The sequence below is a fragment of the Bosea sp. (in: a-proteobacteria) genome (assembly GCA_023910605.1).
Classification (GTDB): domain Bacteria; phylum Pseudomonadota; class Alphaproteobacteria; order Rhizobiales; family Beijerinckiaceae; genus Allobosea.
In genome coordinates this window covers 283,050-302,835 of record JAAVVV010000001.1, presented here as the reverse complement: position 1 = coordinate 302,835, position 19,786 = coordinate 283,050, and the positions used below count along the sequence as shown (strand labels likewise).

Below are 19,786 nucleotides of genomic sequence, written 5' to 3'. Positions count from 1 at the left end.
CCCGTCAGACCCTGTAGCTGTCCGCACCCCAGAACGCCCGGCTGCGTGGCGGGCAGCGCCGGAGCCGGATACCGAGAATGTCGAAGATGCGGTGGTCTTTCAGGGTGAGGATGCGGCCGGTCGCATAGATCGGCAGGCAGCTGAACAGAAACCACAGGTTCTTGGTGGCGAGGAAGATCACCGCCGTGCACACCCCCGTGAACATGAAATACGAATACGGCACGCCCAGCAGCGTTGGCGACACCGTCAGCGGCTTCACCAGAGGCGTGATCAGCGGCTCTTCAAGGTCGCGCTCGTCCATGATGCGTCAGCCTCCGCCACCGCCGCCAACTGCGGACTGGAAGAACGACACGATCTGGGCCGAGCCGAACACCAGGACGATGCCGAAGATGATGCTGCCTGCGAAGAACCAGTTGAGGCGTCCGACGAAGGCGAGAAAACCGGCAGCGATCACGGCGAGGATCGCGAGTGAGGTTGCGATCGGCCCCGTGAGCGTCTGCACGAGCCGCTGCAAGGTGCTTTGCACGGGCTGGAGCTGGTTCGCGTAGGCGCTTGCATGCAGCGCGATCAGCAAGCACTGGGCGGTCAGGATCAGACGGGGCCATCGGGACATGAGCGCTCCATGCGTTCAATCGAAATTGGCGACAAAGCCGCTGTTCCAGCTGACAGGGACTGGTTCGGGTGATGGCGATGAACCAACACGGGGCCGGCGGCGCTCGGCAGGCGCCGAAGCTGTCATAGCCCCGATCATTTGGGGTTGTTCATCCGGAGGGCGGTTGCGCGTGACCGCTGATCCGGCCTCAGCGGCCCGTGTGCCCTCGGCAATTGCGGGCCACTCGTAGAAATCGTCCATCACCCGGGCGATGTAGGTCAGCGTCGCAGGGTAGGGCGGCAAGCCGTTCCGCTCGATCAGCGTCTGTTCACCGGCGTTGTAGCCGGCGAGGATGTAGAACGGATTGCGGAAACGCTGGTGCAGGTGGCGCAGGAAACGCACGCCGCCGCGCACATTGTCCTCCGGATCGCAGATGTTCACCTTGAACCGGTCGGCCGTCGCGGGCGTCAGCTGCATCAGGCCGTAGGCGCGGCCGGAGAAAGCATTGGATTTGAAGGAACTCTCGATCTTGCTGACGGACTGCACGAAGTCGGGAAAGAAGGCTTCCTGTGTCGCGACACGCTTCACCAGGTCCCGGGCTGTATTTCGATCCAGTGCCGCTGCGCCGGGGCAGGGGTGGTCAATGTCTCTTGGGCTGAAACTGTTGCCTGATGGATGAGAGCCGCCGGGCGGGGAAGGGTTGCCAATTGTCTGCGGCGGTTGATCGGGGGTATTGATGGGCCTCAGAACTCCATCGGCACCGACGGCGAGGGTGACAGGCGAAGCAACTGCGACACGATCCTGCGATTTGGCCGTCTGGGCGCTTGCGCCCGACGTCGCCATCACGAGAACCGATATCGCATGAGCTGCGCGCATCATCTCCTCCGTTCATCCATTCAGTATAATGAACTTTTGGAGACGGCAAGTCTGAAAATTGAGCGCAGCCAGCAAGTCAGCTGGCGTTCGTCAATTCGTCAAGGCTGTTTGCGGTGAGCTTCGACGTCTGGTTTGCGCCCCCAAAACGGTCCTTAGCGGCGGCTTCGGCGAACGTTGAAAGCGGACGTTTCCCTGTATTCAAAAGCTTGAGGCGGCTCAACACAATGGCCTGATTTCCAAGGTGCAGGCGGTTGTCGGGATCAACGCGATGCCAGCCATTCCAGCACATGGGGTACAGCTGCCACGGGCGTCTGTTGATGGTTGCCGTCCACTTCGATTCTCGTCCCGCTCGCATAGGGAGCGCGGTCGCGCATGGCAGGCCTGTCCGCCCGACCGATCACCCAGAGAATGGAGCGCCCTGTACCGCGTCCCCGCGCTGCCTGGCCTGCCGGTCCATCTGGGTCGAAGAAGCTCACATAAGCAGCCGCCGTCGTCGTCACAGGCATAACGCGTCCGCCCCAGTCGAGAAACTGGGCACGCTCATTGCCGCGACCAGCGGCGACCATAGCCCGCGCTCGATCAAGACTGTCGCCGGTCATCGTGGCAATGAAGTCCGGCCTGTGCCCCGGAGCCATCGCGATTATGCCATCGACACTGCCACCCGCAGCGACATAACCGATCGAGATATTAGCTCCCATCGAATGACCGGCCAGGAAGACCTTCTGGGCCCCCATCTGGCGGATCCGTACAACGGCAGCAGCAACCTCCTGCACGGTTTGCTCATAGGGCCGGTAACCGGCCTTCCAGGACATGCTGGGCATCAGGATAATCGCCCCCTGCTTCCGCAACTCCTGTGCAAGAGGTTGAAGCGGGCCCTGCCCACCGCCCTTCCCGTGGATGAGCACCACACCGACACCCCGCAAGTTCTGGGCGTAACCCAGGGATGGCCACAGGCTTCCGAACGCAAAGGCTGTGATGAACAGTGCAAAGACCAGACGGATCGAGCGGAAACTAATCATTGGCGGCCTCCATGCCTACGAAGATCCTGCTTCGCTTTAGTTCTAATCTTTGCACGCCGGTACGACCATTTCGAGCGAGCTTCCTGATCTCAGGATAGTTTTTCTAAACCAGCGCACCACAAACCAGCCATCCTCCTCCGAGGGTGACCGACTATCAGGTTTGCGCCCTCAGATCAGTCACTCAAGCCCACTTTGCCATTTGAGGAAAGCGGACATTACTGGTGCCGTGTGGCAGTTCGTGATTGCGCCAGTTGCTGACATCCGGCTTTTGGTAGACACTTTCGTACTTCAGACATTGAGGCTGGCTGATTGATCTGACGAAAGGTCGGTATGTCGAGACTTTTGGGTTCGATCAAAGCGGGCTTTTGGCTCTGGTGCGGGTGTCTAACGGATCGTTGGAGCAGAATGGTCCAAAATTGGACAAGGGACAACGGTTGCAAATCTGGCAGAGGAGATGAATTTGGCTGCCTCGAGCACGCCAATTTCAATGTCATTTCGAAAAAAATGCACCGGGAAGTCAATCTCAAATGAATGCCGCGTTGAAGGGGATACTCGCCGCTATCTTCGCGGGAATTGTTGTCATTGGCATAGGCTTTTATGTTGAGACTACGGACCTTCGCCGCGCCGTCGAGAAGCAAGCCGATGAGGGAGCTGCGGAACTCGAGACAATGACCAGCCGCATCAGCCGCGACCTGAGAGCCCGATTCAAAAGTTCACGTGCAGATTGAGTGTCTTGCGATGCGTCTGGTGAGCATGCGGATGCTGGCGATATGGGCGAAGGCTGTGGAGCTTGCGATGGATTTCTCCCAATCCTTGGCAAGACGGCGGCATCGATTGAGCCATGCGAATGTTCGCTCGACCACCCATCGGCGGGGCAGGACGACGAAGCCCTTTGCGGCATCGGACCGTTTGACGATTTCGATTGTCCAGCGGCCATGGCCGCACATGGCATCCTTCAATTTGTCCCCCGCATAGCCGCCATCAGCAAAGATATGACGCAGCCACGGACAGCGGAAGCGGATCGCCTTGAGCAGGTCAGGAGCACCATCACGATCCTGAATGTTGGCACCGTGGACCAGCACGAAGATCAGGAAGCCGAGCGTGTCGGTGATGATATGGCGCTTGCGGCCTTTGATTTTCTTTCCTGCATCATGCCCCGAAATCCCGCCACTTTCGGTGGTTTTGACGCTCTGGCTGTCGATGATGCCGGCGGTGGGCTGGGCTTGCTTGCCCTCAATCTCGCGTGCGGCCATCACCAGAAGCTGGTTCATGGTTTCCAGAAGGCCACTGTCCCGCCAACGATAGAAATAGCCGCGCACGGTCGAGACAGGAGGGAAATCGCCTGGCAGCATACGCCATTGGCATCCGCTCGAAGCAATAAACAGGATCGCTTCCACCACATCGCGCATGTCCGTGGTTCTGGGCCGACCGCCGCGCTTGGCGGGAGGAACCATCGGCGCGATCAGTGCCCATTCCCGGTCGGTCAAATCACTTGGAAAACGCAAACGATCACGGTTATGCTCAGCGCGAGCGATAGCGGTCCAGGTCATCGGAAACCCCATTTGATTCAGCACCAAACGGGAATCACAACCTACTGATATCGCTCAACCACTTTTAAATCGGGCTCTCAGACATTGAGGCTAGCTGATTGATCTGACGAAAGGTCGGTATGTCGAGACTTTTGGGTTCGATCAAAGCGGGCTTTTGGCTCTGGTGCGGGTGTCTAACGGATCGTTGGAGCAGAATGGTCCAAAATTGGACAAGGGACAACGGTTGCAAATCTGGCAGAGGAGATGAATTTGGCTGCCTCGAGCACGCCAATTTCAATGTCATTTCGAAAAAAATGCACCGGGAAGTCAATCTCAAATGAATGCCGCGTTGAAGGGGATACTCGCCGCTATCTTCGCGGGAATTGTTGTCATTGGCATAGGCTTTTATGTTGAGACTACGGACCTTCGCCGCGCCGTCGAGAAGCAAGCCGATGAGGGAGCTGCGGAACTCGAGACAATGACCAGCCGCATCAGCCGCGACCTGACACAGAACGTGGGGGTTCTGCAGGGCGTCGACGCCTTGGTTTTTGGCGGGAAAGACATTCCTCAAGAGGCGTTCAACGCCTTCGTGTCACCGCATCTGCGGGAACATCCCGGCGTTCGCCGCATTTTTGTCGTGAAGGAAGGCCGCGTCACACATATCGCACCCTTCACAACTGTTCCCAGCGTATTCGGCCGGATCGAGCAGCGCATCGCCGCGACGGATCCTCTCATCGAACGCGCTCGCGCCCGCAATGTGCCAGCGATGGTTGGACCGGTCATTTTCGTAAACGGAAAGACGGGCTTCTTCTATGCGCGACCATCATTCGAAGCCATTGACGCGGCGCGAGCCTTTCGTGGCTTCACGGGCCTGAGCTTCGAGCTTGATGACAACCTGCTGTGTCCGCTCGGCCAGTGCGAGCCGCGCCCTAAATACAGGGTTGCGCTCAAGGCCTATGTCGATCAGCAGCCACTGGACTGGCAACATGGCGACCAAGCCTTGTTTAACTCCCAGGGCCGCACGCTGACGGCGGCGATCCGCATTCCTGGCGTCCGGTTTGAAATCGCCGCTGTGCCAACCGCCGGCTGGATCAGAGCGGCACCAGATCGCTGGTTAATTCGCGGGATCACGCTGGCGCTGGCCTTGGTGACCTCGGTCAGCGCATTTGTCATTTTCGGTGCACAGAGGTCACGCACCGGGCCAAGCCGGTCGCTGGCCATCGTTGCAGCCGTCGTCGTGTTGTTGCTTGGGGCGGGCCTCGCGGCATTGGTCGACAAAAGGCAAAACTCTGGCCGGGTTGAAAACGCTCGGGATGCGGCTCAGGCCGAACTCACCCTTCTGGCCAGCCGCTCGACGCGTGACGTCACCCAGCAGTTCAGCGCGATCAACGGTCTTGCCGCGTTCGTGACGGCACGCCCGAATCTGACGGATGCCGAGTTTCGGGAATTTGCACAGCGGCTGCGTCAGGAAAGCCCGGAGCTGCTGTCGATCCGCCTGGCACGCGGCGGCAAGATATCGCACGCCGAACCGCCCGACAGCATTGACCAATCCCTGTTCGGAACCGACCTGACGCGCGGCCCGGCGGAAGCTGCCCTTAATGCAAGCTCGATCGACACGGGGAAGCCGATCCTGACCGGTCCTCAGCGGCTGCCGGACGGCTCCGAGGCATTCCTCTACCGGAAGCCGGTCTATCTTGGCGACGGCAGTCCATCGCGGGATCGTTTCTGGGGCTTCGCCACTGTGCTGATCGACCGAAAGGTTGTGCTCTGCAAGCTCGGTCTCTGTGTCGAGCCCCAGCGCTTCACGACAGCCGTTCGCCTGGTCGTCAATGGCGAGCCGCGACCGGCTTTTGCCGGCGACGATATGATGTTCGCGCAAGGTGCAGACACGGTTCAGGCGTCCCTTCGCGTGCCCGGCGCTCGGATCGACATAGCAGCGAGGCCAATCGATGGCTGGCTTGCGGAGTCATCCAGCCGCTGGATCTTGTGGGCTGTGGCATTGCCGTCGGCCTTTGCAGCGGCTGGCGGTTTGCTCTTCCTGTTTGTCAACATGCGCGGGCCGCAGCTCAGGATCTGGGTCGGGGTCCTTGTCGGGCTTGGTGGCGCGCTACTCGCCATGTTCACCGGCGAACTGACGCAAGCCGTCAGCACCCTGGGCTTCGGCTTGGAACATTTCGTTTGGCCGGCCAAGCTGACATTCATCGCGGTGATGTTCGCTTTCACGATCAACGCCGTTCTCGCCGCCTATGTGTGGGAAAAGCCAAGCGGCACCAACGATCAAATGATGCAGGCGCCTGCCATCCTGCGCTCATTCGTGGCTGTATCAATCTATGGCTTGGCTCTGCTCTGGGCTGCGGCTTTTGCTTTTGGCCTCAGTCTCCAGGGGGTTGGGCTGACCTCGGGCGTTGTTGGCATCGTTATCGGCATCGCCGTGCAGCGCATCATCCTCGACTTCTTCTCCGGTGTCATGATCGGCATCGAACGTCCCTTCCACATCGGCGACTGGATCGAGATCAACAATGGCACGGTCCGTGGCATGGTCACCGAAATGACATGGCGCACGACAACGCTCAGGACATCTGTGCCGGACTACATCACGGTTCCCAATTCCGTCTTGGCGCAGGCCATTATCTGCAACCGATCAAGACCCAACCGATGGACAGAGGCCTCCATCTCCGTCGTCATCGATATGGCAGTGCCTTTCGAGAAAGTGGAGGCACTGATGCTCAAGGTCGTCGAGATTGCGAAACCCAGCGTGCCCAATCTCCTGCTTGAACCGAAACCGAGCGTCGTGATCACCGAGTTCAAGGACTCTCAAGCCGTCTACAAGCTTTCCTTCTATGTTGAATTCGGCGAGCGCAGCGAAGGAAAGGCGCGCAGCACCATTCACAAGCTGCTGCAACGTGGCTTCCCGGTTGCAGGGATCGAGGTGGGGTGGACACGGTCTGAGAGCCGAAGTCTTGATGTACCTGCCGAGCGTCGCGAAGAGCCGGTTCTCTCAAGAGCCGAATAGCGCTAGAAACGTCCTGCGAACCATCGACGATTGATGTCGTGAAACGCACGTCAGAGCGGCAATTGACAGCCATTTTTGCGCCTCATACGTTTCGTGTGCTTTAGAGACTGTTTGGAAAGTCGGCGATTGGTGTTTCGGTGGGCTGGCGAATGTGATTCACATTACGGATGTGGACACATGAGAACCGGGGCCGGATGGCCAAGATCGCCAAGAAGACGAAGCGCTATCCCTGCGACCTGACGGACGAGGAGTGGGCCCGGATCGCGCCCTTGATGCCCAAACCCGGACGGACGGGACGGCCTCGGGAGACGGACTTCCGCGAGGTGATCAACGCCGTGCGCTATCTGGTGCGCTCGGGCTGCGGCTGGCGGATGCTGCCTCATCATTTCGGCCATTGGCGAACGGTTTACGGCTGGTTCCGCGAACTGGCGCGGCGCTTCCTGTTCCAGACCATCCACGATGTCGAGCTGATGCTCGACCGGGAGCGGGTTGGTCGCGAGGCAAGCCCCACGGCGGCGGTGATCGACAGCCAGTCGGTCAAGGCTCCGCAAGCCAAAACAAGGGGTTACGACGCCAACAAGAAGATACGCGGCCGCAAGCGACATATCGCGGTCGATACCGACGGACGGCTCTTGATGGTCAATCTGACGACCGCCGACATCTCCGACAGCGCCGGTGCGCAGTAAGCGTTCTGCCATGGCTGCCTTGCGCGGGGGCGGGTCCGGCATCGTATGAGCATGGTCTGGACGGTTGTTGTCGTCCTTAAGCCTATGCGCAAGGACGGCTATGGACACCCGGACGGAGATTATCAGCCAGGTTGAGCGCCGTCGTCGCTGGAGCGTCGAGGAGAAGGTGCGGCTTCTGGAGGCGACGATGCAGCCGGGCGCTTCTGTGGCGGCGGTTGCGGATCGGCATGGGGTGAGCCGGAGCCTGCTGTTTTACTGGCGCAAGCAGGCGAAGGCGGGGCTGATGCCGGGCGTGACGCCGCTGGCCTCGCTGGAGGCTCCGGTCTTCGCGCCTGTTGTCATCGCAGCCGAAGCGCAGCCGGGACAGAAGCCTTCACCAAAGCCCCCGCGCAAGATGGCTCCGCGTGCCGACTGCACGGTGGAGGTCAGCTTGAGCAACGGCCGGGTGCTGAAGGCGGATGAGGGTATCGCGCCTGAGCGGCTTTCGGCTCTTGTCGCAGCGCTCGACCGATGACGCCACAAACCCTGACCTCGCCTTTGGCGGGCGCGCGCATCTACATGGCGCTGGCACCTGTGGATATGAGGAAGGGCTTCGACGGGCTGTCGATGGTGGTGCAGGATCTTTTGAAGAAGGATCCGTTCCGCGGCCACCTGTTCATTTTCCGGGGCAAGCGCGCTGATCTGGTGAAGATTCTGATGTGGGACGGCACGGGGCTTTGCCTGTTCGCCAAGCGGCTGGAGCGTGGCCGCTTCGTCTGGGCAGTGACGCAGGATGGCGAGGTTGTACTGACGCCCGCACAGCTGTCGATGCTGCTCGAAGGCATCGACTGGCGCTCGCCGTTACGCACGGATCAGCCACGACGTGCGGGGTGAAGTGCTTCGCGCAAAAGGTCAAGATCGACATTGATTCAATAGCTTGACCCCATCTGCCCTGGTATCTTCACCTCATGATCGAAGCAGCGGGACAAGATAGTGACGAGGTGGCGCGGCTTCGCGCGCTCGTCGCTGCGCAGGCTGCAGCGCTGAAGACGGCGCAGGCCGAAGCTGCCGCCGCCAAGGCCGGTCTTCTTGTCAAGAGCCTGGAGATCGAGAAGCTCAAGATCCAGATCGCGCGGCTCAGGCGCATGCAATTTGGCCGCTCCTCGGAGAAGCTCTCCCATGAGATCGAGCAACTGGAACTGCGGCTCGAGGAACTGGAGATGGTCGAGGCGGCGAACAATGCAGCCATCGACGAGATAGCTCCTGCCGCTGATGCAGCAACAGCCAAGCCGAAGGCCACGCGCCGCCCTTTGCCTGAGCATCTGCCGCGCATCGAGATCGTACACACGCCTGCCATCGTGAACGACCCTGCCTGTGCTTGTCCATCCTGCGGAACGGCAGGCAAGTGGCGCAAGGTGGATGAGGATGTCCGTGAAGTCCTGGAGTATGTGCCGGGCCGCTTCGAGGTTATCCGCCATGTGCGTCCCGCCTTCTCGTGCCGCACCTGCGAGAGCATGGCGCAAGCTCCGATGCCGAGCATGCCGATCGAGCGCGGCATGGCCGGACCGGGCCTGATCGCCCAGGTTCTGGTTGGCAAATACTGTGATCATCTCCCGCTTTATCGCCAGGCAGAGATCTTTGCCCGCGAGGGCGTCGAGATCGAGCGCTCGGTGATGGCCGGCTGGGTTGCCAAGGCCGCAGAGCTTGTCGCGCCACTGGTCGAGGCGGTCGGTGCCCATGTGATGCGGGCTGAGCGGCTGCATGCCGACGACACGCCCGTGCCAGTGCTGGCGCCGGGCCTCGGGCGCACGAAGACAGGGCGGCTCTGGGTGTATCTGCGCGATGAGCGACCCCGTGGCGGTCAAGACCCGCCCGCCGCGCTGTATCGCTACACGCCCGACCGCAAGGGAGAGCGACCGCGCGAGCACCTCAAGGCCTTTGCAGGATTCCTGCAGGCGGATGCCTATGCCGGATTCAACGAACTCTATGCGACGAGTGCCACGCGTTCAGCCGCCGCAACCGAGGTTGCCTGCTGGGCGCACGTCAGGCGCAACTTCCACGACGTTCACGCCGGGACAGGCTCGCCCCTGGCACTGGAGGCGATGACCCGCATTGGCAAGCTGTTCGAGGTTGAGCGCCTCATTCACGGCCAGCAGCCCGAGGATCGGCGCAAGGCTCGTCAGGATCTGGCGCTGCCCGTCATGACCGAACTCGCCAGCTTCCTCGACCATTCCCTCGCCCAGATCTCCGGCAAGAGCGACCTGGCCAAGGCCATTCGCTATGCCCGATCGCGCTGGGCAGCACTCACCCGCTATCTCGACGACGGCACCCTCGATATCTCCAACAACGCCGCAGAACGCGCCATCAGGCCTCTCAAGCTCGGCGCCAAGAACTGGTTGTTCGCAGGGTCCGACGCAGGCGGCGAGCGCGCCGCCGCCATCTACACGCTCACCGAAACCGCAAAGCTCAACGGGCGAGACCCAGCGGGATATCTGCGAGCAGTCATCACCAGGATCGCCGATCACCCCATCAACAAAATCGCCGACCTGTTGCCGTGGAACCTTATGCCGTAGCCGTCAGAGGACGCTTACGGTGCGCAAGCCATCCTCGATGCCATCCGCAAGCGCTGGCCCTGGGTGAAGCATCTCTTCGCCGACGCCGCCTACGACCGCCTGACCTTGATGGACAAGGCCGCCTATCTCAACTTCGTCATCGAGATCATCCGGCGCTCCGAGCAGCAGAAGGGCTTCCATGTTCTGCCCCGGCGCTGGGTCGTCGAGCGGACCTTCGGATGGATGATGCGCTGGCGCCGCCTCGTCCGCGACTATGAAAAACGCATCGACGTCTCAACCGCCATGATCCACGTCGCCATGGGCGGCCTTCTTATCCGAAGAAACGCTCATCCCTGACTTTCCAAACGGACTCTTAGAGACTGTTTGGAAAGTCGGCGATTGGTGTTTCGGTGGGCTGGCGAATGTGATTCACATTACGGATGTGGACACATGAGAACCGGGGCCGGATGGCCAAGATCGCCAAGAAGACGAAGCGCTATCCCTGCGACCTGACGGACGAGGAGTGGGCCCGGATCGCGCCCTTGATGCCCAAACCCGGACGGACGGGACGGCCTCGGGAGACGGACTTCCGCGAGGTGATCAACGCCGTGCGCTATCTGGTGCGCTCGGGCTGCGGCTGGCGGATGCTGCCTCATCATTTCGGCCATTGGCGAACGGTTTACGGCTGGTTCCGCGAACTGGCGCGGCGCTTCCTGTTCCAGACCATCCACGATGTCGAGCTGATGCTCGACCGGGAGCGGGTTGGTCGCGAGGCAAGCCCCACGGCGGCGGTGATCGACAGCCAGTCGGTCAAGGCTCCGCAAGCCAAAACAAGGGGTTACGACGCCAACAAGAAGATACGCGGCCGCAAGCGACATATCGCGGTCGATACCGACGGACGGCTCTTGATGGTCAATCTGACGACCGCCGACATCTCCGACAGCGCCGGTGCGCAAGCCATCCTCGATGCCATCCGCAAGCGCTGGCCCTGGGTGAAGCATCTCTTCGCCGACGCCGCCTACGACCGCCTGACCTTGATGGACAAGGCCGCCTATCTCAACTTCGTCATCGAGATCATCCGGCGCTCCGAGCAGCAGAAGGGCTTCCATGTTCTGCCCCGGCGCTGGGTCGTCGAGCGGACCTTCGGATGGATGATGCGCTGGCGCCGCCTCGTCCGCGACTATGAAAAACGCATCGACGTCTCAACCGCCATGATCCACGTCGCCATGGGCGGCCTTCTTATCCGAAGAAACGCTCATCCCTGACTTTCCAAACGGACTCTTAGAAACTCGAGCTTCGTTGTTCGCATGAATGAATTACCGAATAAAACTGCGTTTCGCATTGATTGTTTTGATTCCGTCTTGTCGCAACGAACAACATCAGATGAATGGCAGCGCATTCTATTTCTGCGCAATCATCCCGATTTTCTGAATGCGCTGTTCAAGTATGCCGCAGTAATGCCAAATTACTTTGCGGATAACGTGATCCTCAACAAAATTGTCACAGAAGCATGGCGCTTCGAAATGCTGGTGTACACGCTTTACTTGCACGATATTCGTGATCCCAACGATCCGCGCAGCGGATTGACGCTGGCAAATCTGCAACGCGTGTGTGAACAACAGCAATGCGCCAGCCGCGGCCGCGTTCTGGCCATTCTGGGCATCATGGGGATTGGCGGATACCTGCACCGTTCCAGGGCCAACGGCGACGGCAGAGTGGCGCGCCTTGAACCTTCCGAGAAGTTTGTTGCGGTCGTCGAAGGCTGGAACCATCTCATTTTCGAGATCATCGATGCCGTGTTGCCGGATGATGCATTGGCACGTTCGCATGATCAGTTTCCGCGCTTCGGTTGGGAGATGCGACGCCATGGCGCTGAAACTCTTCTCGCAGGATGGAAACTCCTCGATCCGTTCCCGGAGGTCGCGCATTTTGTTTCCAGAGATGGCGGCTGGATGTTTCTGTTGACCTGTGTTGCCGAAACTCTCCGTATGGGAAGCAGTCGTGAGATTGTTCCATTGTCGATCAACCTCAGCAGTTTCGGTGCGCGATTTGGCGTTTCAAGGTCCCATCTGAGGCGCTTGCTGGAATCCGCATATGCGGACGGCCTGCTCGCTGCCCCGCCAAAGAACGGCTCGGCAATCATGCTGTCAAACCATCTCGTCGCAGCGTTTCTTGCCTGCATGGCTTCGGAGCTTGGCAATTACCGGCTTTGGGCTCTGCGGGGACGCGCGAAGCTCGAGGTGTGAGTGCTGACGGACCCTGCAGCGGCGGGTTGAATATGTCCAAAAATGGACCACACAATCTTGCCAGACGATGATAGAAGCATGGGAATAAGTTGACGGCTACAAAATACTACCCAGATTTTTGACGACATTTGACAAACAAATATTGCAATTCAAATATTCTAAAATATTATCATAAATATAAATGATAACAGTCGTACTGTATTTTATAAATTTACTACCGATCGGTTCAGTGGTTAAATTAGTCAGCATCAATATGGTTCGTTTCAATGACGCTATACGTATCAAGGCTTGATTCCATCAAGGCAAGTGTCAGTTGTTTCGCGTTGGCACTCTGCATCGGCCTTGGGGCGCAGAGTGACGCCGAAGCCGCCGCAAGAAGCAGTGCCCCCCGTTCTGGTGATGTCTCGGCGGCAAAGCCGCATGACAAACGGCAGAGATCCGCTGTCAAGCACACGACGTCCGACACGTTCATGGCGATGTTGGCGTCATCGGCGCGCGGACGCCATGCACTTTTGGCAGAAACCGCATTGCGTAGCCAGACTGCCCCGCATGAGCGAGACAGGATCGTATCCTACGCGGCGACCCTGATGCCCGGTTCCCGTTCTGAAATTGCACGAGCGGCCGAGATCGGTGCGCTTGTTGCCAACCGAAACGCAGGTTCGTTTCCACATGATGCGCGTGGGTCCGGGTCATCAACAACGGGCTCAGTCAGCGCCCGGCCTCCCGATAACATCGCGCCGAAGAGCAGGTCTGCGGCAGTTTTCGACACATGGAACTATGTCCCACAACGTCCAGCACCACTTGGACCAACAGACACGTACTTCTGGGCTACCCAACGGGAAGAACTCGGGTTGACATATGGGGACGCTGCCCGTCGTGAGTTCGGCTCGAACTGGGGCAATGCTGCGGTAGGCCAAGCCGTCGCGCTGAACGCACCAGGAAACGGCGCGACAGGTTGGCGCGGTCGTGGCGTGACGGTCGCTGTGATCGACAGCGGCATCGATGCAACCTTCGCCAATCGATTGAACTCGGCTGAGGGTTTCAGCTATGTCCATCCGGAGCTACAAGGTCGGCTCGACATTCGTAGCCGCAAGATACGGGCAAACGGGACTCACGATCTCGACATCGGTGACGACAGGGGCTCGCACGGCACACATGTCGCCGGCACGATCGCAGCCAACCTGAACGGCGTTGGCATGACGGGAATTGCTCCTGCTGCCAACATCATTGCCCTGCGTGGCTGGGGCGGCGTTGGCGCCGCCGAGGGAAGCACAATCCAGGCAGTGGCTTACGCCGCCAGCCAGTCGGATGTGCGCATCATCAACGGGAGCTATGGACCTCAAGCCAGGCAAGGCGAGCGGACCTGGTTCACGCCACCTTCCATCGGCAACGAATTCGCAGCTGTCCGTCAGGCGGTGGCGAATGGCCAAGTGCTGGTTTACGCGACCGGCAATGATTTCGAGGCAGCGCCCCTTCAGGCGCAGAACCCAACGGGCATCCCGCTTTTTCCGTTCATCAGGCCTGCCAACGCCAGGCACGGCGCCTACGATGACGGTGGGCGGAACTATGACTTCTCGATCCTGAACAGGCTGCCAGGCTTCATTGTCGCCGTCACAAATGTTGACAACAATTTCGTCATATCGTCCGACGCCAATCGTTGTGGCGTCGCTGCCGCATGGTGCATATCTGCGCCCGGCGGAGGTATACAAAACAACAACACCGCCGGAATTTTCTCCACAGTGTCTCGCGGCTTTCCAAGCAATGCGAGCGGCGACACCATCTATGTCGGCCCAGATGGCAACCTCGGCTATGCCTTCCTGAGTGGCACATCGATGGCAGCGCCGCATGTCTCCGGCGTGATTGCGGTTCTCATGGAGGCGTATCCAAACTACTCCGCCCGTGACATCGTCCGCTTGATGTTTGCCACCGCAGATGACCTTGGCGCGCGTGGTGTCGACCGGATTTACGGGCATGGATTCGTCCGTCTTGATCGTGCGCTCGCCGCTGCTCCACGGATCGATGCGATCCCGGACACCTTCGTTCAGAACATCCAGCCCGGCCAGACGCAGACCTGGGCAGCTCCCATCAGCACCGACCGGGAGCTGCAGGTGCAGGGCGCGCGCAGCGGCAACTCTGGGGAGAATGACGGCGACCTTGTGATTGGCGGCGTGGCGGAGTTCAGAGGGGGCGTGCGCGTTTCAACTGGTGACCTGGTGGTGGATGGCACACTGAAAGCACCCATCACTTCCGTCGGCACAGATGCCCGGTTGCTTGGCGATGGCCTTGTGGCTGGCAACATCGTTGTCGATGGCGCGCTCAAACCTGGCTCAGGTCCCGCTGACCTTTATGTCGAAGGCAGCGTGACCATGAACAGGGGAGGTCAATTCCAGGTGGACATCGATGGCCTGTCAGATGCAGGCGGTCCCGGCAGCTACAGTCGGCTGGTTCTCTTCGGCAACGGCAACACTTTCCGTGCCGGTGGCAGCTTCTCCGCCAGCTTCCGCGGGCAGGACGAGGGCGCAGACAACACCTTCACCACACGGATCGGTGATCGTTTCCGGACAGTCCTGGCGGAAGACGGCGCGCGCGTTGTCGGCCGCTTCGAGCGCATCGAAACCGAGGTGGACGAGAATGGTGAAAGCGGCCTTCCCACCCATGCGCGCCTCGCGCTGATCTATCATCCGACGTCGGTGACGCTCGCGGTCAATCCGGCGTCGTTCGGCAACCTGACGGCACATGGCGTTACGCTCAGCCACAGACAATCTGCGGTAGGGACGGCATTGGACCGCATGCAGGACCCCGTGACCGGCGCGATCGCCGGTCCCGCAGCAGAGATTTTTGATCGGCTTGAAGGCCTGGGTCCTGCCGAGATCGCGCCGGCCCTTCAAGAGCTGTCCGGATCAGGCCATGCGCATGTCCTGCGCAGCGCCTTTTCGGCCCATCAGCAGTTCACCGGCCTTGTTGGTGACCGGATAGCCGCTCTGCGCTCAGGCACGGCAGGTTCGGCAACCAGCCTGCCGGTCATGGCCCTTTCCAACACAGGTGGCGTGTCGTTCTCCGCCGGGCAGGCCACAAGCAGCTATGCGGCTTTGAATGCGCCCGTATCGCCGTTGACGTTGGCTGGACCGCAGGTATCGATCTGGGGCAAGGTTTTCGGCCATGCATCGCATTCCGGCGGCGACAGCACGTCCCCGGGAAGCCGTTCATCGGGAGGCGGCGTGATCGTCGGCTCCGATGTTGCCATCACATCCAGTTTCACCCTTGGCGTTGCGACCAGCTTTGCGCGCAGCCACACCAAAGGCCTCGCCTTGGCCGGTGAAACCACGAGTTATCTCGGCGCGCTGTACGCCGCGTATTCCAATGGAAGCCTCGAGGCAGATGCCGTCATTGGCCTGGCTCATTCCGATTTCAGAACAAGGCGCACTATCGGCTTCGGTGGCGTCGATACCACAGCATCATCGTCCGGCAGTGGCACAGGGCTCATCGCCAATTTTGAAGTCGGCTATCGCCTGCAGGCTGGTTCTGGCACAGCTGCCTGGATCAAGCCTTTCGCGGGCCTCTCATACAGCAACCTGAACCGTTCCGGGTTCGTCGAAACTGGCGCTGGCGCGCTGGGTTTGAGCTTTCCGTCGCAACGTTTCGCCATGCTTCAAAGCCGTGTTGGCGTCGCATTTGGAGCAACCCTGATCGCAGACAACAAGGTGACATATGCGCCGGAGATCAGCCTCGCATGGGGCCGAAGCCTGAGTGACCAGACCTCGCGTTATCGGACAACGCTGGTTGACGAGGCACTTGTTCTTCCCGTGGCGACCGAGGGGCGCGACGCACTTCTCGCGAACGTGAAGCTGACGGCCGAACTCAACGCGAACTTTCGACTGTCTGCAGGCTATTCCGGCGAGTATCGGACACGGCATGTCGCCCACAGGCTCGAGGGCGGGGCGCGGTGGACCTGGTAGCATCCGTTTCGGTTGCCTGGCGCATCACGGCCTGCGACATGGAGGCCCCGGTCTCTCCGAAAAGCTGATGGCGAAGCGGCTGTTCGCCGGCCGAGCAAGCATCCGCCGATAAACGGTCTAAAAATGGACGGCGATGCGATTTCGCTTCTTATTGACAGCCATGCGAGGTGAATTCTACGTTCAGTCAGCAATTCACAAATCAATTCATGTCATCCATAAGGACATTTATGATGGTCAAGACAATATTGACGGCTGTTGCATTTTTCTGCCTAGTAAATTCAGTATCTGCGCAGAATTATAATTTCTATCTGCATAATCGTGCAAATGGATGGGTGATAAACGGCTTCTATACATACCAGGACGGGCGATGGAGCAGGAACTGGCTCACCTCTCGCATTCAGCCGGGCCGCAATGTGCCGCTGGTTTGGAACTCGCAGCAGGGCGACTGCCGGGTGCCATTCCGCGTCAGCTGGGTCGACTTCGGGGCCCAGGATTTCACGATGGACTGGTGCCGGAACAACCCGACCAACATTTACATGAAGGATGAAGGCTTCAGCTGGGACTGACCCGAACGGCGAAGCTCTGCCGGAGTGCTCGGGCAGGATAAAGACCCAATCATCCAGTCTGCGAGACGAGGCCGAACATGACCGTGTTCTTGTGGCGGACAGCATCACACATGTCTGTGGCGTTGTTTGGCTTGACCCAGGCGAGCGCTTCAAGCGGTGACGCGTGGGCCAAGCTTGAAATGGCGATCAGGAAGGCCGAATTGGCCTGCATCAACGCTTACCGAAAAGAAAATGTGCTGGCGCAAGCTGTGAAATCGTCTGGCTCGTCCGAGTACACAGCATCATACATCCTCGTGAGACTTGATAGCCAAGTGGTCGAGAACGCCAAGACCACCCGTAAGCAGGACTTCTGCATTGTGAGCCGACGAACAGGCAAGCCGGAACTGGCCGGTTCCTTGCCTTGATGCCCCGGCTGCCCAGCAGACAACAGTTAGAGCCATTGACAATGGATATGAAGCTCCGGATCTCCTTGACAGCCCTGGCTGCCGTCATACTGGCGAACACCGCCGCGATGGCACAGGTGTCCGTGACCTGTCCCATTCGGATGACCACGACCGCTGTCACCATCTCCGATCCATCATCGGTCGCAGGCTTCAGGCAGCACATCGGCAACGAAGGCCAATCGCAGGCATGGCTCAACGGCGTTTCGCTGTACGTCGGTGCCGTTTCAGCCGAGAACCGCGTCGATGGCGCTCCGCATGGGGCACGACAGATGCACTGGACGTCGGATGGCCAGAAGGACGTTTCTGTGGCCTGTCTCTATGAGGGCGGTGTTGTTCTTTCCCGGCCAGTTGGCAAGGTCAGGGCCTGCACCGCTGCGTTTGTCAGGTCGTCAGAACCCGGAGCTGCCCATTGGGGCCTGCAAAACGCGAAATTCACCTGTCGCTAGAGCAATCCGCAGTGCGGCTACGGTGTGATACCAACCTTTCCATCATCTGAGGACAAACTCCATGCGTCGCAGCGGCTACTTCACCACGCTGTCGGTCACAGCAGCACTCGTTGCTTTGTCGGTTTCGCAGGTTGCAGCACAGAGCCGCCGTACGCCAACTCCAGAATTTTCAGCGAGCTGCCCAGCGAGCTTGACAGTCACTTACCAAAAAATTGCACAGCGCAGTTTTGGGGATCCTGAAGACGATCTCACCGGATTTGTTCCATCGTTCCTGCCCAACACCGTCATTCGGCTGATAAGCGCCCACATTGCTGCGGTTGCAAATCCTGGCGAGAGCACGTCTGCAGATATGGCAGACAATCAGGACACAGCGAAACCCGGACAAGCGCTCATCTACACCTTCTGGCGAAAGGGTGAGAAAGCACCGGACTATGCCGCGGCAGTCACCTGCCACTACGAAGGCGGACTCGCTCTCCAGAAAGCTGTGCCGGCGACGATGCGCTCATGCTCTGTTTCTGAAACAGTCAAACAGCCGAAGGTCGGAGATAGCACCAATCGAACAATCGTTACAAAGGCCGACGTAAAATGCCGCGCATGAATGATGAATGACCAATTGTTGTTCGTCCATCGCAAGCGTCTCCCGTTACTGTCAGTGATTCTACATTGCTCCCAACCTTTGCTTTCGGGAGGTCGTAAGAGACTGTTTGGAAAGTCGGCGATTGGTGTTTCGGTGGGCTGGCGAATGTGATTCACATTACGGATGTGGACACATGAGAACCGGGGCCGGATGGCCAAGATCGCCAAGAAGACGAAGCGCTATCCCTGCGACCTGACGGACGAGGAGTGGGCCCGGATCGCGCCCTTGATGCCCAAACCCGGACGGACGGGACGGCCTCGGGAGACGGACTTCCGCGAGGTGATCAACGCCGTGCGCTATCTGGTGCGCTCGGGCTGCGGCTGGCGGATGCTGCCTCATCATTTCGGCCATTGGCGAACGGTTTACGGCTGGTTCCGCGAACTGGCGCGGCGCTTCCTGTTCCAGACCATCCACGATGTCGAGCTGATGCTCGACCGGGAGCGGGTTGGTCGCGAGGCAAGCCCCACGGCGGCGGTGATCGACAGCCAGTCGGTCAAGGCTCCGCAAGCCAAAACAAGGGGTTACGACGCCAACAAGAAGATACGCGGCCGCAAGCGACATATCGCGGTCGATACCGACGGACGGCTCTTGATGGTCAATCTGACGACCGCCGACATCTCCGACAGCGCCGGTGCGCAAGCCATCCTCGATGCCATCCGCAAGCGCTGGCCCTGGGTGAAGCATCTCTTCGCCGACGCCGCCTACGACCGCCTGACCTTGATGGACAAGGCCGCCTATCTCAACTTCGTCATCGAGATCATCCGGCGCTCCGAGCAGCAGAAGGGCTTCCATGTTCTGCCCCGGCGCTGGGTCGTCGAGCGGACCTTCGGATGGATGATGCGCTGGCGCCGCCTCGTCCGCGACTATGAAAAACGCATCGACGTCTCAACCGCCATGATCCACGTCGCCATGGGCGGCCTTCTTATCCGAAGAAACGCTCATCCCTGACTTTCCAAACGGACTCTAAGAGCTCCTGAATACCCGACAAGGGTCAAGTCGAGACACTACCCACTGCCGATCTCGGGACTAAGGTCAGCTTGTCGCCGTGTATCTCTGAAAGCAGTCGGTCCGCCTACGGCCCCAAGGTTGACGGCTATGCGCCCCAAAGCAGATTTCGCTGAAACGGCAGTCGAAAGGCAGGTTCACCCGAGCCAAGCTAGCGCCAGGATATCAAGCAAGGGCCTCCATGCTCACGGTTCTGACCGTCGCACAAAGATCGGTTCATCACGGTTCCGCACGGCCGTGA

General features: G+C 59.8%; 17 protein-coding genes and 2 pseudogenes. 13 read left to right on the top strand and 6 right to left on the bottom strand.

Annotated features, from left to right (window positions below; genetic code table 11):
- Positions 1 to 4: 4 nt before the first annotated feature.
- From HEQ16_01605 to HEQ16_01580, 6 genes are all read right to left on the bottom strand, one after another.
- Positions 5 to 301 (bottom strand): conjugal transfer protein, encoded by a 297-nt coding sequence (locus HEQ16_01605; protein MCO4052758.1) that lies wholly within the window; start codon positions 299 to 301, stop codon positions 5 to 7.
- Positions 302 to 307: 6 nt separating this feature from the next.
- Entirely contained in the window at positions 308 to 613 is a 306-nt protein-coding gene (locus HEQ16_01600) for a conjugal transfer protein TrbC (protein MCO4052757.1), read from the bottom strand.
- A gap of 15 nt (positions 614 to 628) precedes the next feature.
- Positions 629 to 1,471, bottom strand: coding sequence for a lytic transglycosylase domain-containing protein (locus tag HEQ16_01595; protein ID MCO4052756.1), 843 nt, complete (start codon positions 1,469 to 1,471; stop codon positions 629 to 631).
- A 73-nt stretch (positions 1,472 to 1,544) separates the two neighbouring features.
- The gene (locus HEQ16_01590; GenBank protein MCO4052755.1) at positions 1,545 to 1,688 is read right to left on the bottom strand and encodes a hypothetical protein; all 144 of its coding nucleotides are present in this window, start codon (positions 1,686 to 1,688) and stop codon (positions 1,545 to 1,547) included.
- 40 nt (positions 1,689 to 1,728) lie between these two features.
- Positions 1,729 to 2,487, bottom strand: coding sequence for an alpha/beta fold hydrolase (locus tag HEQ16_01585; protein MCO4052754.1), 759 nt, complete (start codon positions 2,485 to 2,487; stop codon positions 1,729 to 1,731).
- Positions 2,488 to 3,200: 713 nt separating this feature from the next.
- Positions 3,201 to 4,037 (bottom strand): IS5 family transposase, encoded by an 837-nt coding sequence (locus HEQ16_01580; GenBank protein MCO4052753.1) that lies wholly within the window; start codon positions 4,035 to 4,037, stop codon positions 3,201 to 3,203.
- 316 nt (positions 4,038 to 4,353) lie between these two features.
- Here HEQ16_01580 and HEQ16_01575 point away from each other — a divergent pair, with 316 nt between their 5' ends.
- The 13 genes and pseudogenes from HEQ16_01575 (at position 4,354) to HEQ16_01515 (ending at position 19,488) form a co-directional block, all read left to right on the top strand.
- Entirely contained in the window at positions 4,354 to 7,029 is a 2,676-nt protein-coding gene (locus tag HEQ16_01575) for a mechanosensitive ion channel (GenBank protein ID MCO4052752.1), read from the top strand.
- A 167-nt stretch (positions 7,030 to 7,196) separates the two neighbouring features.
- Positions 7,197 to 7,712, top strand: a pseudogene (locus tag HEQ16_01570) (IS5 family transposase).
- 103 nt (positions 7,713 to 7,815) lie between these two features.
- Positions 7,816 to 8,229: a transposase gene (locus tag HEQ16_01565; protein MCO4052751.1), complete on the top strand. Its 414-nt coding sequence runs from the start codon at positions 7,816 to 7,818 to the stop codon at positions 8,227 to 8,229.
- Complete coding sequence (gene tnpB / locus HEQ16_01560; protein ID MCO4052750.1) at positions 8,226 to 8,588, top strand: IS66 family insertion sequence element accessory protein TnpB; 363 nt, start codon at positions 8,226 to 8,228, stop codon at positions 8,586 to 8,588. Before HEQ16_01565 ends, tnpB begins: the two co-directional genes overlap by 4 nt.
- Positions 8,589 to 8,839: 251 nt before the next feature.
- Positions 8,840 to 10,603, top strand: a pseudogene (locus HEQ16_01555) (IS66 family transposase).
- An 83-nt stretch (positions 10,604 to 10,686) separates the two neighbouring features.
- On the top strand, positions 10,687 to 11,511 hold the full coding sequence (locus HEQ16_01550; GenBank protein MCO4052749.1) for an IS5 family transposase: 825 nt from the start codon (positions 10,687 to 10,689) through the stop codon (positions 11,509 to 11,511).
- A gap of 42 nt (positions 11,512 to 11,553) precedes the next feature.
- Entirely contained in the window at positions 11,554 to 12,492 is a 939-nt protein-coding gene (locus tag HEQ16_01545) for a hypothetical protein (GenBank protein MCO4052748.1), read from the top strand.
- An 851-nt stretch (positions 12,493 to 13,343) separates the two neighbouring features.
- Positions 13,344 to 16,448, top strand: coding sequence for an autotransporter domain-containing protein (locus tag HEQ16_01540; GenBank protein MCO4052747.1), 3,105 nt, complete (start codon positions 13,344 to 13,346; stop codon positions 16,446 to 16,448).
- Positions 16,449 to 16,678: 230 nt separating this feature from the next.
- Positions 16,679 to 17,014 carry a hypothetical protein gene (locus tag HEQ16_01535; GenBank protein ID MCO4052746.1) on the top strand — a complete coding sequence of 112 codons (336 nt, stop codon included), beginning with the start codon at positions 16,679 to 16,681 and terminating at the stop codon, positions 17,012 to 17,014.
- A 77-nt stretch (positions 17,015 to 17,091) separates the two neighbouring features.
- Positions 17,092 to 17,418, top strand: a complete 327-nt coding sequence (locus HEQ16_01530) for a hypothetical protein (GenBank protein ID MCO4052745.1) — start codon at positions 17,092 to 17,094, stop codon at positions 17,416 to 17,418.
- A gap of 47 nt (positions 17,419 to 17,465) precedes the next feature.
- A complete protein-coding gene (locus tag HEQ16_01525; protein ID MCO4052744.1) occupies positions 17,466 to 17,903 on the top strand; it encodes a hypothetical protein in 438 nt (145 codons plus the stop codon).
- A gap of 61 nt (positions 17,904 to 17,964) precedes the next feature.
- On the top strand, positions 17,965 to 18,501 hold the full coding sequence (locus tag HEQ16_01520; GenBank protein ID MCO4052743.1) for a hypothetical protein: 537 nt from the start codon (positions 17,965 to 17,967) through the stop codon (positions 18,499 to 18,501).
- Positions 18,502 to 18,663: 162 nt separating this feature from the next.
- A complete protein-coding gene (locus HEQ16_01515) occupies positions 18,664 to 19,488 on the top strand; it encodes an IS5 family transposase (protein MCO4052742.1) in 825 nt (274 codons plus the stop codon).
- Positions 19,489 to 19,786 lie beyond the last annotated feature (298 nt).